This is a genomic window from Desulforamulus ruminis DSM 2154, from assembly GCF_000215085.1.
GTDB lineage: Bacteria > Bacillota > Desulfotomaculia > Desulfotomaculales > Desulfotomaculaceae > Desulfotomaculum > Desulfotomaculum ruminis.
In genome coordinates this window covers 416,877-431,729 of the sequence record NC_015589.1, presented here as the reverse complement: position 1 = coordinate 431,729, position 14,853 = coordinate 416,877, and the positions used below count along the sequence as shown (strand labels likewise).

At 44.0% G+C, this 14,853-nt stretch carries 13 protein-coding genes and 2 riboswitches; of the genes, 2 read left to right on the top strand and 11 right to left on the bottom strand.

Going from position 1 to position 14,853, the window contains the following annotated elements; genetic code table 11:
• Positions 1-5 precede the first annotated feature (5 nt).
• A complete protein-coding gene (locus DESRU_RS02200) occupies positions 6-608 on the top strand; it encodes a TetR/AcrR family transcriptional regulator (RefSeq protein ID WP_013840494.1) in 603 nt (200 codons plus the stop codon).
• Positions 609-628: 20 nt separating this feature from the next.
• On the opposite strand, the gene DESRU_RS02195 is transcribed toward DESRU_RS02200, so the two are convergent.
• From DESRU_RS02195 to DESRU_RS02155, 8 genes are all read right to left on the bottom strand, one after another.
• The gene (locus DESRU_RS02195) at positions 629-823 is read right to left on the bottom strand and encodes a YwbE family protein (RefSeq protein WP_207635969.1); all 195 of its coding nucleotides are present in this window, start codon (positions 821-823) and stop codon (positions 629-631) included.
• Complete coding sequence (locus DESRU_RS02190) at positions 823-2,019, bottom strand: MFS transporter (RefSeq protein WP_013840492.1); 1,197 nt, start codon at positions 2,017-2,019, stop codon at positions 823-825. The genes DESRU_RS02195 and DESRU_RS02190 overlap by 1 nt, the downstream gene beginning before the upstream one ends.
• Positions 2,020-2,643: 624 nt before the next feature.
• Complete coding sequence (locus DESRU_RS02185) at positions 2,644-3,453, bottom strand: formate dehydrogenase accessory protein FdhE (RefSeq protein ID WP_013840491.1); 810 nt, start codon at positions 3,451-3,453, stop codon at positions 2,644-2,646.
• Positions 3,454-3,477: 24 nt separating this feature from the next.
• Positions 3,478-4,641, bottom strand: a complete 1,164-nt coding sequence (gene nrfD / locus DESRU_RS02180) for an NrfD/PsrC family molybdoenzyme membrane anchor subunit (RefSeq protein ID WP_013840490.1) — start codon at positions 4,639-4,641, stop codon at positions 3,478-3,480.
• Between the two features lie 45 nt (positions 4,642-4,686).
• The gene (locus DESRU_RS02175) at positions 4,687-5,499 is read right to left on the bottom strand and encodes a 4Fe-4S dicluster domain-containing protein (RefSeq protein ID WP_013840489.1); all 813 of its coding nucleotides are present in this window, start codon (positions 5,497-5,499) and stop codon (positions 4,687-4,689) included.
• A gap of 15 nt (positions 5,500-5,514) precedes the next feature.
• On the bottom strand, positions 5,515-8,607 hold the full coding sequence (gene fdnG / locus DESRU_RS02170) for a formate dehydrogenase-N subunit alpha (RefSeq protein ID WP_143758735.1): 3,093 nt from the start codon (positions 8,605-8,607) through the stop codon (positions 5,515-5,517).
• A 181-nt stretch (positions 8,608-8,788) separates the two neighbouring features.
• Complete coding sequence (gene mobB, locus DESRU_RS02160) at positions 8,789-9,328, bottom strand: molybdopterin-guanine dinucleotide biosynthesis protein B (protein ID WP_013840486.1); 540 nt, start codon at positions 9,326-9,328, stop codon at positions 8,789-8,791.
• Positions 9,329-9,387: 59 nt separating this feature from the next.
• Positions 9,388-10,620, bottom strand: a complete 1,233-nt coding sequence (locus DESRU_RS02155; protein WP_013840485.1) for a molybdopterin molybdotransferase MoeA — start codon at positions 10,618-10,620, stop codon at positions 9,388-9,390.
• A gap of 506 nt (positions 10,621-11,126) precedes the next feature.
• Between DESRU_RS02155 and DESRU_RS19680 the strand changes: the two genes are divergently transcribed.
• A complete protein-coding gene (locus DESRU_RS19680) occupies positions 11,127-11,774 on the top strand; it encodes a helix-turn-helix domain-containing protein (protein WP_013840484.1) in 648 nt (215 codons plus the stop codon).
• Positions 11,775-11,937: 163 nt separating this feature from the next.
• Here DESRU_RS19680 and DESRU_RS02145 read toward each other — a convergent pair whose 3' ends face one another.
• From DESRU_RS02145 to DESRU_RS02135, 3 genes are all read right to left on the bottom strand, one after another.
• Positions 11,938-12,156 (bottom strand): hypothetical protein, encoded by a 219-nt coding sequence (locus tag DESRU_RS02145; protein WP_143758734.1) that lies wholly within the window; start codon positions 12,154-12,156, stop codon positions 11,938-11,940.
• An 84-nt stretch (positions 12,157-12,240) separates the two neighbouring features.
• Positions 12,241-12,360: riboswitch (molybdenum cofactor riboswitch) on the bottom strand.
• A gap of 35 nt (positions 12,361-12,395) precedes the next feature.
• A riboswitch (molybdenum cofactor riboswitch) is annotated at positions 12,396-12,514 on the bottom strand.
• 228 nt (positions 12,515-12,742) lie between these two features.
• Entirely contained in the window at positions 12,743-13,642 is a 900-nt protein-coding gene (locus DESRU_RS02140; RefSeq protein WP_013840482.1) for a LysR family transcriptional regulator, read from the bottom strand.
• Positions 13,643-13,803: 161 nt separating this feature from the next.
• On the bottom strand, positions 13,804-14,703 hold the full coding sequence (locus DESRU_RS02135; RefSeq protein WP_013840481.1) for a DMT family transporter: 900 nt from the start codon (positions 14,701-14,703) through the stop codon (positions 13,804-13,806).
• Positions 14,704-14,853: the final 150 nt, after the last annotated feature.

Here is a 14,853-nt window from a genome sequence, read left to right as displayed (position 1 = left end):
AAAACTTGAAGAAAGGTTTGGATCATAAATTAACTCCTAAGGATAAAATTCTGGATGCTACTTTGAGGATTATCGGCAGCGAAGGGGTCCAGCATGCTACCAGCCGGAAAATTGCCGCCATGGCGGATGTGAATGTGGCGATCATAAACTATTATTTCGGTTCTAAAGACAATGTTGTGAACGAAGCATTAAAAACTTTTACCAACCGGCTGATGACCTCCTTTGATCATCTTGATGATTTGGAGGTGCCCCCGGAGGCAAGGCTTCGCAATTTTCTCCGCAGTTATGCCGATTATACCCTGAAATATCCGGATATCTTCCGAAATTTTATTGACCAGGTACTGCATGACTCGGTTTCCACCAATGAATACTTTGAGTTTATGAAGGAAAAAGGGTTAAATAAGTTAATGATATCGGTGCAGGAAATCACCGGGACCCAGGCAACGGAAACCGAATTAATTATGAAAATTTTCCAAATGTTCAGTAGTTTGGAATTTCCAGTATTGGTCGGTACCAAAATGAGAACCCTCTCTCATTTTGATTACCACGATCAGGACTGCCGCTACAGGTATATCGACCTGGTGTTGAAATCCTTACTGCATACTTAAAACGGCTGGGTAACTCCTATTCATTCCAGCACCTCCTGGACTCTGCCAATGATCCCATTCTCTAAACGGACTTTTATCCCCCGGTGATGAACCGGGCTCTTCGTGAGAATGTCTTTTACAATCCCTTCCGTTAACTGCCCGGTGCGCTGGTGTGGCTTTTGTATAATGTTTACCCGGACTCCGGGTTTAATATTTTTTCGTTCTGTTCCAGATATTAACATGGAAACACTCCCTGTATCCTTTTTTTATTTAGATAATACAACATTAGGGCCAACAAAGGAGGAATAATATTTAAATAATACATGGTCACGTAACCAAAATAATTGGCAATTATTCCCCAAAAAACGGAGCCAACGGCAACTCCGATATCAAAGGCTGTCCAATAGGTGGCATTGGCCGCCCCGCTTCGGGCAGCAGGAACACTTTTAATGGCCAGCAGCAATAAAATCGGCTGGACAGAGCCAAATCCAAGGCCGAATAAAATTCCCCCGCCGATTAAGTGCCCCAGGGAAGAAGTCCTGGCAATGACAATCATGGAAGCAATGATTGCCAGCAGACCGAAGTAAAGAATCAGATCATACCCTTTGGAACCTTTTCTATCGGCAATTTTTCCCGACAGCGGCCTGGATATAAATGTGGTGACAGCAAAGGCGGCAAAAAACACCCCTGCGGCGGACATTCCTCTCTGTTGAATGAACAAAGCCAAAAAAGACAGCAGGGAGCTATAGGCAATGGTGATTAGGAGCATGATCAGCGACGGGCCAAGGGCCTGCTTTTCTATGAGTACAAACTTTGGGGTCTGATCGTTACTCTTCCCTTCGGGATAGCGAATTTTCAAAGATAACAACAGCGAAGCCAGGGTCAATAACACACTGATAATAAACAAAGTGCGGAAGGAGAATTGCTCTACCAGCCATAAACCCATGGCCGGGGCGGCAGCTAAGGAAATGCTGGTGATCAGGCTAAAGAAACCCAATCCCTCTCCCAGCCTGCCCCGGGGAATGATATCCGAAGCTAAGGCCCCTTGTGAAGTACTGCCAATGCCCCAGCCAAAACCTTGCATAAAGCGAAAGAGAAGCAACGGCACAATGGGTAGCATAAAAGTATAAAAAACCGATGGAATTAAAAAAATCAATAATCCGCTCAACAGGATCCGCTTGCGGCCATACTTGTCCAAAGCCCAGCCGGTCACAGGACGAATCATTACTGCCGAAACTGTAAGGGCGGCCAGGGATAGTCCGGCCATCCCTTCGGAGCCTCCCCGGGTCTGGATATATACGGGCAAAGTCGGTATCAGACTGTGGAAAGAAAAATAATACATAAGACAGGACAAACAAAGAATTACAAAATCAAAAGTCCATAATTTAGACTGCAAAGCCGCCGCGCCGATTTGTCTCTGAACCACTGCCATGAATTTACCTGCCACCTCTTTTATGAAAATAATTTCTATTTTAACATAAATACCTTCTCAGTGGCTTTGTCGTCCTGCAGATAAATACTGTGCGGCAGACTGTAAAAATACAAAGGGGCTGGCAAATAAAAATATGAAAATTAATGAATTCATATTAGGGAGTACGTTCCACCAATATTCATCCTGTATTAATTTTTTCAGTTCTGTTTCCAATTTTCATAGGAACATTTCTTTCCTTGCCTCGATTTATCAAAATTTTTAACAAGCCAGGTTCCTGGCAGTTTATTGGATAAAATTTTTAGCGGTTGGTCTACCCGCCCTCTACCTAGCGGTTTGTCCAATCGCTTTATTTCCACCCTTCAGTATTTATTTCCCTAAATATCTGGGTGGGCTCATGTTGATGTATTCCATGTTGCCTCAAATTGTAAGCGGGATTACTTTTGGTTATCTATTTTTAAGCGTTTTTGATAAAAAGCAATAGTTATTTCTTTCCGACCACGGCAATATTGGTGGGCATTAAAATGGTTTATCATTTATACAAAAAAATTCCCGGTTTAAAAACCGGGAGAACAGGCGCTTTTTACAATGCACAAAAACTTATTTACTTTTAAAACTAATTTTTCCCTAGCCATAATGCTCGGTTCCACCTCTTTGATAACCCTCATTATGAGCCAGTTCATCCAGTTCAACGGTCAGTATATCTTCACAAAATAAATCTACTTCCCCGCATTCCCGCTCATCAACTGTTTTTAGATAGCTTTTGCAGTGATCACAAAGATATACACGATATTGCCTGTTGTCATCCAGAGTGAAAAAAGAAGCTTCGGAATCATCTTCATTACAATAAGGACATCCCGATCTCTTGTAGCGCCAATGGGTTTCACAGCGACCGCAATATAGCTTACGGTGTCCATCCTGCCCGGAAAGCTTGGCCATGGTTGGTTGATCACCACAGACCGGGCAATAATTTTTTAACCAATGGCTTATGGAAACCTGGGCAGACACCTTTTCCCCGTAAAATTTTAAAAGGGGTTTAAAGGTATGGTAAGCAATGTATGCAAGCTGAGCCCCGGTTACATTTAAAAGTTTCGCCCATTGATCCCGGTTCCTTTCTACCGGAAACAGCGCTAGCATCAATCCTTCCTTTTGGCATTTATCTAGTTCCTGCAGACTTTTTATAAATTCATCGGATGCGGGCTCTGGGCCGGCCCGCCACTTTTGGCAGGCCTTGGCCACAGCCACAAAACGTACAAACATCTTTTCACTTTCAATCTTCGGGGGTGCTACTGCAAGGGCCGCTTCGCCCCGTTCCCACCGTTTCATTTGCTTGGGATTTAAACTTTCCTTCCATTCAAATGGGGGATTATCATTTCCCAGGTCCATCAGTTCTAGATGAAAGTTCGCCTTTCTCATGGTGTTTTTCTTTGTTTCCATTGGGGCAGCTCCTTTAAGGTCTGTTTAAGCAGGTGCCTGATGGTGATCTTTGTGTTCCATAATATTGAAATTCTCAACAATGAAACAGTAGGCTAAGCAGCCGATGGCAACCAAACCGATGGATACCGCCCATTCCATAACGGAAGGGAAGTACCAGCCGCCAAGAGCAGCGGACATACCGGTAAATACCACATTCATACGATTAAAGATTAAACCGCCGCTCACCAGTGCGCCAAAGGTTACCAGCCCCTTACGGGTATTCCCGGCACTGCTGAAAGCAATGAAGAGGGGAATAATCACGCCCAGGATTATTTCCGCCAGGAACATATTCCCTTCCAAATTCCCTGCGAAGACTAAATGGAAGACCCCCCGGTTTGCCAGATCATACAACTTCAAAGCTAGATATAAAATCATGAATACACCGGAGATCCGTACCAGCCCATGCAAAACAGAAACCGGCACTTCGTGCTTAAAGGCTTTACCGGCCAGGGCCGTTTCAACACAAATCATGGCGGGTCCTACAAAAAAGGAAGATATTAGGAACATTAAGCCAATATAAGGGGACCACCACAACGGGTAAAGTTTATCCACCATGATTAGATACAGTGCGCCCAGCGAGGACTGGTGCAGGGTGGGGAAAACGATCCCTACAATCATCAGCACCGGCAGGGCCCTTTTAAAGGCATTGTGGTACTTGGTCCCGACTTTCTCGGTTAAAATTTCGCCAAATTCCAGCACCTGCACGGTAGTATAGCAGGACACACACCAGAAGACCTCAAAGAGCACCGAAGCATGACCCCAGGATACAAAGGGGCGCCAGAAGTTGAACCATTGACCGATATCCATAAACAGCCCGGCCATTACCAGAAGATAACCTAGAAGTGATGTTAACATGGCGCTGCGGGCGATAGCATGGTACTTGTTTCTGTGCAGCACATGAACAACAATGGCCGTAAAGTAACCGCCCCCGGCCAAGGCCACACCGGTTAAAACGTCAAAGCCGATCCACAGACCCCAAGGCCACTTATCATTCAGGTTGGTGGCGATTCCTAAGCCGGTAGCCAGCCGGAAAAGCATACAGGCTATACCCAGACCGGCCAACAGGAATAATACCTTGCGGGTGGTGGTCATGGTAAATTTCCACTTGTAGGCCGCAATTTCCTGAAGCAAATTTTTATCCCCCGACATTCTTTTCCCTCCAATCACCATTTGGTTCGTCTTTTTACCCGTCACCTACATGTGAACATCTTTATTGCTGCTGTCAGAAGCAATTTGTTCACGCCGCTTTGTATAGTGATACAGCACGGTCAGCAGAGTACCCCACCCCAGCGCAATAACGGGTGTATATTTCAGGAAGTCATGAGAGTACTCGGGTAAGGGCCTGGTACCTAGATTTGGACGAAAACCAAAGTTTTCAAAGGGCACGTCGGAAATATACAGCCAGGACGTTCCACCGGCTTCTTTTTCACCCAGTACCTTTTTAATATAAGTTGGATCACTGCCGATTCTGTTCCAGGCTTCTCTCAACAATTCGTCCCGCTCGCCAAAGGTGAGAGCCCCGGTAATACAAGTATCCACACAAGCGGGTTGCAAACCGTAACTTAAGCGATCGTATTTCCCTTCAAGATCAAAGCAGAACTGGCATTTGGCCACCAGGGGAAAGGTTTTCTCCCACTGGTATTTAGGAATATCAAAGGGGCAGGCCAGCATGCAGTAACGGCAGCCGACACAAAGATGCGGGTAATAGATGACGGCGCCAGTTTTGGGATCCTTTTGCAGGGCTTTGGCAAAACAAGCCGAAACACAAGCCGGGTGTTGGCAGTGCATGCATTGTGTCTTGGCCGAGCGAATTTTATAGTCGCCATCCATCTCCAATACTTTAAATTTGACAACGGTATAGGTGTCTCCATCCATATCCGGCGGACCGGTTAATCCGTCTTCAAATTCAGGTATTTTGGCAGGCAGGTCGTTCCATTGTTTGCACGCCACCTGACAGGCTTTACATCCAATACATTTGCTTATATCTACAAGCACACCTTTGGCCACGGATTACACCTCCCATTAACTCTTTTTCGCCTTTCTTACGTTACAAAGAAATGCTTTGTATTCCGGAATGTTACTGTTCGGGTCTCCTACGGAAGGAGTCAAATCATTGGCCGAGGCTCCTGTGGTCAAGCCTTTAAATCCCCAGGAATAAGGCATAGAAATCATTTCGGTTTTCTTGCCGTTAACGGTTAGCGGTATACATACGCCGTTCACCGCTGCCTTGCAGGTTATTTGGCCTCGAGCCGATTCCACAATCACATCCTCTCCGTTCTTAACCCCAATGCTTTGGGCTAAGTCAGGCGAAATGTTAACAAACATATGCGCTGAGATCTCAGCTAAGGAGGGGCAATTCCGGGTAGTTGCACCACTTTGGTAGTGTTCCACAACGTGAACCGTAATGGCTACGCAAGGATATTTTTCACTACCGATCTCTGCTAAGTTACTGAATATGCCACTCTTAAAGGTAAGTGCCATGGGATTATTTTGCTGTTTTGATATCAGGTTCCTAAAAGGACTCTCAAAAGGTTCATAATGCTCCGGCAAGGGACCGTCGCTTAACCCCTTGACCGCAAATAAACGTCCGTGACCATCCTCCGACATAATAAAAGCATCCACAGCCGACTTCTCCGGCGGTACCGGTATTGGATCGGCGCCGGGTTCCGGGGCCGGTTCTGTAGCCTTGAAGTCAGGCACATCGGGGGTTATCCATTTGCCGGCTGCGGCATCCCAGCGCATATAAGGCTTATTAGGATTCCAGGGGTTGCCTGCAGGATCGGCGGAGCAGCGGTTATAGGCAATTCGGCGGTTGGCCGGCCAAGAAAAGGCATATTGCGGGAACACGCCCAAACCCGACGGATCTCTGTTAATCCGGCGCTGGCAGGCCGGCACTTTGGCCTCCGGGTCCTCCGCCCAATAGCCACTGAGAACCCAGTTGCCGCAGGCAGTAGAACCGTCATCCGCCAGCTTGGCAAAACCGGGCAGCACTTTTTGAGTGGCTACTTCGTAACCATTAATTTCAGCAGCCACCTTGTGAATATCCGGCTCTTCTTCACCAGGCTTATCATAATCCCATACCATATTTAAAATTGGCTCGGGGAATTTACCGCCCTTCTCATATTCCTTACGAATGGTTTTAAAGAGATTATGAACAATCCAGAGGTCGGACTTTGCTTCTCCCAGCGGATTGACCGCTTTATAACGCCATTGTACCCATCGCCCGGCATTGGTTAGCGAACCTTCTTTTTCAAAGGACATGGCCGCAGGCAGTAAAAATACTTCAGTCTTAATTTTACTTGGATCTGCTCCCGGCCTTTGCCAGAAGGCCGCCGTCTCAATTTCAAAAATGTCGAGAACCACCAGCCAATCCAGGTTTTCCATGGCTTGGTTGGCCTGCACCGTAGACGGGCCTCCTACAGAAGGGTTCTGTCCCGCTACAATAAAACCTTTGATTTTTTTCTCGTCCATATAATTAAACAAACTCATATACGAGCGGTTTTTACCGTCATGTTTGGGCAGCCAGTCATAACAAAAATCATTTTCTTTGGTGGCCTTTTCGCCAAACCAAGCTTTTAACTGACTAATTAAAAATTTGGGCTTATTGGACCAATAACCGGTTTTAGGTGTTTCTACCTCGAGATACTGTGCCAGGTTTTTGTGCTTGGCGGCATAAATCATCCCCAGATAACCGGGCAAATAGTGATTTAACATGGCCATATCCGTGGAACCCTGAACGTTTTGTTCTCCACGCTGAGCATTCACCCCACCGCCGGGGATGCCCATATTCCCGAGAAGAAGCTGCAGTATACAAATGGATCTGGCATTTTGCGTACCCACGGAATGCATGGTTATCCCCATGCCATAGATGACACATCCGGCTTTGTCCCTCTTGCCGCTGGCGGCATACATCTCGCAGACCTTTCTGTAGGTGTCCTCTGGAGTTCCGGTAATTTGACAGACTGTCTTAATATCATAACGGCTGACATGCCTTTTAAGAACCTGGAAAACGCAATTGGGATCCTGTAAGGTGGGATCCTTTTTAATTTCCTCTCCCTCCATTTGGTATTGCCAGGTGGAGGTATCATAACTAAGTTTTCCGTCTGTTTCGGTCAATCCGGAGAAGATACCCTCGTCACACTTATATCCCGGATTTAGCAGAAAACTTGCATTGGTATAATTTAATACATACTCTTTAAACCAGAGATCATTTTCAATAATATAGTGAATCATTCCGTTAACAAAGGCGATATCCGTACCCGGGCGCAGACGCGCATGGACATGGCACATGCTGGCCGATTTACTGGCCCTGGGGTCAACGGCAATGAGTTTGGCCCCTTTTTCCTTGGCCTTCATGGCCCATTTCATGCCCATGGGATGGTTTTCCGCCGTATTGGAACCAATGATTAAGATTACATCGGCATTTCTATAATCAGTAAAGTGATTAGTCATAATTCCGCGTCCAAAACTGGGAGCCAGACCGGCTACCGTGGACGAGTGTCAGAGACGGGCGCAGTGTTCAATATTAATGACGCCCAAGGCCCGGTACATTTTGTGCAATAAGTAAATCTCTTCATTATCAAGAGCCGCAGCACCTGTGTGGGCTATGGCGGTGGTTCTGTTTACCGTTACGCCCTGCTCATCTTTTTCAACAAAGGATTCATCCCGGGTTTTTTTAATTCGCTTGGCAATCTCGGATAAGGTCCACTCCCAGCTTTTCTCCTCCCACTTGTCACTGTTGGGAGCGCGGTAAAGGGGTTTCGTAACCCGCTGTCTATTGGCTTCACGGTTCCTTTTTTTGTTTATAACCGTATTTCCTTCAATGATGCCATTTCCTTTAGGACAAATGGTGCCGGCATTAATCGGACTGTCCGCATATCCTTCACAAAAGACCAGACGACCCTCTTCGTTGGAATATAATAATAACCCACAGCCGCAGCCGCAAAAACAACATACAGAATAGGTTTCTTTTAATTTCCTTATTTTTGCAGGTAGTTTCTCCCCGGCAGTCCTGCTGTGAAATTCTTCGGCAGCGGCCGGACCGGCTGCCAGCGTTAGCCCGGCCGTTCCAAGACTAATATTTTTCAAAAAGTCACGCCTGCTTAGTCTCCTCATGAATGGGTTCCCCCCTTGATTATTGGGATTGTAACTGAGTTATTGTCCTTGCCGTTCCTCATCCCCCACTCCTTTCTATGCTTTTGTATATCCCGGGACAGATAAGGTTCTGTCCATTCTTTCAATGCAATAAAAATGCAAATTATTTAACTAGCACTAGAAAATATCTCGGATACAAAAATTAAAAATTGCTGATGTTAATTAAATTGTCCAAATATTTAAACGGTTTTAAATTAAACCGGCTCTGAAGCAAATTGGCAACCCCCGCTGCGTCATTAAGTTCAAAAACCGGTATACCGATGTTCCAGTGCATATCACTCACCACTGCGATTAACTCATCGGGAGTACACAAAAGTTCTGTTCCTCTCTCCAAACGACTGATTTCTATTTTGGGCTTATTCGATCTTTTATAACCTTCCGTAATAATAATATCGATATCACTACTAACCATCTGGGCAATTTGGTCCAGGGTTAATTCCTCCTGAACATTTCTAATCATGGCCATCTTTTCATAGGAGGATATCACTACGGTATCCGCCCCTGCTTTGGCATGGCGCCAGGTATCTTTTCCAGGCTTGTCAATATCAAATCCATGCACATCATGTTTAATGGTACAAACCTTGATATCCCTAAATTTCAACTCTTTAATCAGCTTTTCAATAAAGGTTGTTTTTCCGGCATCCGATTTTCCCACCACGGTAATGATAGGGATGTTCACCACAATTCACCTCCAGAATCATTTTTTAAATATTCAAAATTTAAAAAATAGAGATTGCCCCTTTACGAAACATAGTTTGGGGATAATAATATGGCTTTTACTTTTTCCCCAATATTTAACGGTCCGCTCCCTCCAGGTATATCAATCAGTGCATTGCAGTGCAGCATTGACTTTAAAGCTCCCGGACTTTGCGTCCCGCAGGGAACGGCATAATAACCACCGTTCTTCCAGCAAACTTTTGCTCTTAACATACGCCGCTGCTTGCTTTTCTTATTAAAGGACTCCTCCATGGTCGCCGTTACGTCGGGCAGAGCCACCTGCCGGGTGCCGCTGATGCTTTGCAGAACAGGCCTGATCAGCATATAGAAGGTAATCATGGCTGCAGCGGGATTTCCAGACAAGCCAATGATCAATCGCCCATTGTTCTCACCACAGACAATGGGTGTACCCGGTTTTATATTCACTTTCCAAAATAAAGTATTGGCACCACTGATTTGGATCGACTCTTTAACATAATCTCTTTTGCCTACCGATACCCCGCCAGTGGTTATTACCATATCGTTTTCCTTTAAGCAGTCGTTGATCAAAAAGGCAATATGATTCCTGTCATCAACGGTATTTCTATAAGGAACCGCCCTTCCCCCCGCTTCAGCTATCTGAGCGGAAATCGCATAAACATTGCTGTTGTATATTTTGCCTGGCAGCCTGGGCTCATCAATGCCAACCAGTTCATCTCCGATTGTCAAAACCGCTACTTTCGGCTTTTTAAAAACCTTCACCCTTTTTTTGCCCATCGATGCCAACAAACCGATTACAGCAGGAGTAATGGTCATTCCTTTGGCTAGTATTTTTTCCCCTTCAAGAACATCATCGCCCTTATTAATATAATTATCTCCCGGTCTAAGTGGGGAAAAGATCAAAACTTGATCTCCCACAAGCTGCGTGTCCTCTATTTTTATAACTGCGTTTGTTCCGGCGGGAAGCGGAGCGCCGGTTGCCACAGCAGCAGCTTCTCCATATATCAGGGGCTTTGACGGCATGTTCCCGGCAAAGATGTTCTGGCTTACTTTCAGTAATACCGGGGTTTCTTTACTGGCGGTGAATGTGTCTTCAGCCATAACAGCATACCCGTCCAAAGGAGACCGGTCAAAAGGAGGGAGTGGAAAACCGGCAACAACATTCTCATATAAAACTCGTCCCAAAGCGTCGATAATATCAACCTCATCGAAGCCAATGGGCTTTGTGTAGTTTAGTAAAATTGCTAATGCTTCTTCAAGAGGTATTTCCTTATACATTGTGGCTCCCCCATTTATTTTAGCTTCTCTCCTTTTAAATCCAGTTTAAAGCTATTGGTGGGTAATCCATAATCCATAAACAAATCAATCTTTTACTTGCCAAACTTCTAAAAGGATTTAGCATAACATTAAAGAATGTTCTTTCATAATCTCTTGTCACAAAACTTAAAATTTGTTAATATCAGTAAGAAAACATGTCAACATTTAATGATATAGATCATTCGCACGGCAGGCTTTCATCTGCCCTAATTTTTATGCTTCTATTTTTAGGGGTTTTGCAATAAATTTTCTTAAGCTTCCTTACCAAAACCCCCAATCCGCTCTCGCCCTCCTTTCTCCCGGTATCGAAGGACTGCCGCCGTCGATTCTAGGCAATAAAGTTATGGGAGCAGTTGGTATTTTTAACCTATTTATAGCTAGTTTAATGCTTCTGAGAAAGCAAGTCAATCATAATATGTTTCTGAGAATTATGATTATTGAAAAAATGTTTCTGAGAAGGAATGTACATGAATATTTCGCAGAGGTTTAAGTTAATAAGAGAAACTCTTGGTTTAACACAGACATTGATGGCTCAGGACTTAGGCATCGATAGAAGCCATGTTGGAAACATCGAAAACGCTTCTAAAAAAGCATCCGACTCTTTACTTAAACATATTTGTGCCCGGTATGGTGTCTCAGAATCATGGTTGAAGACTGGCGAAGGAGAAATGTTTACATCTCCTGAGGATAGAATGAAGAAATTGTTAGAACAGCTAAACAGCCAGCCCTCCGTTCATTCCTATTACAGCTTCTTGGTTGACCACCGGCTACCGTTGCAGGAAAGTCTGCCGCATCACCTGCAAATTCAGGCTGACTTGTTGGAGCAAAGAAAGGAAGCTATTCGAGAAGAGCTTGAGGTGCGGTTGGAAAAGCAAAAGCAGGCTACCGATATCTCGGCAGAAAATATATCATCTTTTGTCCAGCAGATCCTACCGGGTGAAGCGGACGAAAAAGAACTTGAAGAAATGAAAAACATCCTGGAAATTCTCTTTAACGCTAGCCCCTCTTATAGAGAGTGGGCTAAAATACAATTTAAATACGCCTTTCCGGAAACAATTCTCGCCCAAGCCCGGACTCAATTACAGCAGCAAAAACTAAAAAACGACAAAAAATAATACCTGATCCCGCAGTACACTTTAACCAAAAGAAGGCTCCGGTAATTAAAACGGAGCCTTCTTTTGGTCACTGTTATTAAAATAAAAGGTTCGATAATAAATTACAAACCCGAATAAGCCTTTCGTTCTCAGGTCCATTATGTCGTCGACCGGCAAAACTTAATTAACTAGTCTTGTACTGTTTTAATAAATTTACTAAACTATCCATGGTAGTATAAAAATCTTTCGTCAATGGTTTCTCTGAGGCATTGCAAACCAACTGGTTGGTCACGTTAATAATATTTTTGTTCAAAATATCATCATTGATTAGCGTGGCCATATCTGCAATGACTAAAGATAAGGTTAAAATGGCTTCTGTATCCTGAATCTCTGTTGTCATCATGTCGCCTCCGGCCGTAAAGTTATATCCCACACAAAAATTAAGGTTGGCGGGTGCCTTAAAGAAAGCAGCACAAACCAACCCTAGTAACAGGTGGAATGTTCTCCTTTCCAAAGGGAGGCTAACCCGTTTCCCGATTAACCCTTATACGGCCATAACACCATCACATTACGCATTAGGCACTATGGCTCGGAGAACGCTATAAATAGAAGAACCGCACACAAATGTGCGGTTACGGCATGGCTAAATAAACCTACCATCCTTTCCACACGGGAGGCACATCCGTTTCCAGATGAACCCTAACGGCCGGGGAACCATAATCTCATATCACAGGTTCAAAGGCTCGGAGGTAATATTAAGGAATTTTTTCATGTCTTACAATGAATTACTTTATATACGCATAATATAAGTTATACTTATTTCCATTATGGCAAAAAAAGACACATCTGGCAACAGTTATATTTTTTATATTGCCTGAAAAAAATAACAATTTTTGATTAGGATCGACAATTTATTTAAGCACCTTATAATCCGGCGGATAAAAGAGCAAAACAAAACCGAGTCTTCGCTGACTCGGTTTTGTTTTGCTCTAATTTACATCACAGCAGGTGGACTTTATCCCCTTAATCAATTCTTTCTCTACCATTGATAAATGGTGGCGATTGGACCATATAATGGCAATGGTAATATCCAGAGGGACATCACTAATGGGAACGGTTACGATCTCATTGGATCTGCCGTATTCCTCAGCCATAAATCTAGGAATAAAAGCGGCACAATCCCGGTGTAGCAGTACCTTTTCCAACATTTCCAAATTATCTACCCGAAATAAAACGTCAAGATCGCCGTGCTTCCTTAAGATACTGGATATCCCGCAATTGGTTACATACTCTGTATTGTATAAAACAATTGGCTGGGACATGGCTTCCTTCAGGGTAATGGATTCTTTGCCTGAAATGGGGCTTTGTTTTCCGACAATTAATACCAGTTCATCTACAAATAGTTCTCTTAGCTTGACGTCTTTTGCCTGTATAAGCTCATCGGTTTTTAAAATCACACCAAAATCTGCTTTACCCGATTGGATATCCCGAAGTATATTATTGGACTCGCCCACTTTTATAAATATGTTTACTTTGGGGTGATTGTATTTAAAATTCGTAAGAACCTCCGGCATAATGGTAATATTGACGCCTGGCTCCACCGCTATTGAAATATTGCCATTCAGTTCCAGGTCGTTGCTTTTAGCAATTTGCTTAATTTCCTCAACACTTTCAATGATTTCTTTGGCCTTCTGAATAATGGTTTCTCCTATTTCAGTGGGAGAAACGCCATGATTGGTTCTTTTTAATAGATGAACCCCTAATTCATCTTCCAGCTTACTTATGGCCGCACTTAACGCCGGCTGCGAAATATGCGCCCGTTCGGCAGCCAGGGAAATTGTCTTTGATTGGTATATCTCAACAAGATAATAGAGTTGTTCTAAACGCATCTCATCACCCCAATTCTAAAAAACATATTTTAAAAAGCATACTATATCTGCCCTATGAATGAAAGTTCCTTTTGTTCTTTCAAAATGTCGGAATATTATTTGGCAGCCGTCCATGGGATTTTTTGAATTCTAATATTATTATACCCCGGGAGGATGTCTTTTTATATGGAAGGTTTTTTGCTGTATTCCGGTACCTCTTCTGTTTCTGTTTGTAATATGATAATCCCCGCAATAATACTGGCACTGCCCAGCAATTGTACGGCTGAAAGTTTTTCACTTAAAATTAGCCAAGCAAACCCGATGGTAAAGGCCAGTTCAATGGTGCTGATGATGGATGTCCGGCTCGCTCCTAACTTTGCCAAGCCCATTAAATAAAGAGTTAAGGCCAGAACCGTACAAAAGACCGCCGACCCTAAACCCACTAAAAATTGGGGGAGAGTCAATGGACTGGTAAACATGGTTACCGGAGGGAAAATCAGCACCACAAATAAGGAGCAAATCGTCGTAATGCATGCAATCACCGTAACGGGGTCTATTTCCCTGCTGATTTTTTGACCTCTGATGATATATATAGCAAACATCAAGGCTCCCATCAGCCCGCAAGCAATCCCTTGCCAGTTTAAATCAAAGTCTTGGCTAAATAGATTAATCACCATTAAGCAGCCCAGGATCACCAAACCCAATGATATAAGGCGTTTCACGGATAATTTTTCATGGTAATAAAGGGTCATAATCAATAGGACGATGGCCGGATAAGCGTAAAATAACATACTGGCTACAGCAGCCAACATATATTTGGTAGCCAATATGTAAAATACCGCACTTGCAAAATAAATAACTGCCTGTACGGCCAGAGTGCCCAAACAGGGCTTTAGGGATGCCCATTGAATCTTTTTGGTGGCAACGGCAAGGGTCATCAGAATCGCTGCCGATATAAAAAAACGCATAGCCAAAAGTGTGTCCGTCGTAACCTGCATGTGATACCCCAGTTTATAAAAAACCGGAAGAAGGGCTGAAGCTATGGCAGACAAAATTACATAAAGATAGCCTTTTAATGGCACTCCAGAACCCACCCTTACATGAAAAGTATGGATAAAACCCCCTGGAACCCAGGAGGTTTTATCTCAGCCATTTATTCTTCGTTCAAACCAACGCTTCAATTTCTTGCTTTACTTTAAGCCCGCCAATTAATTTCCCGGCATGTCTTTCTC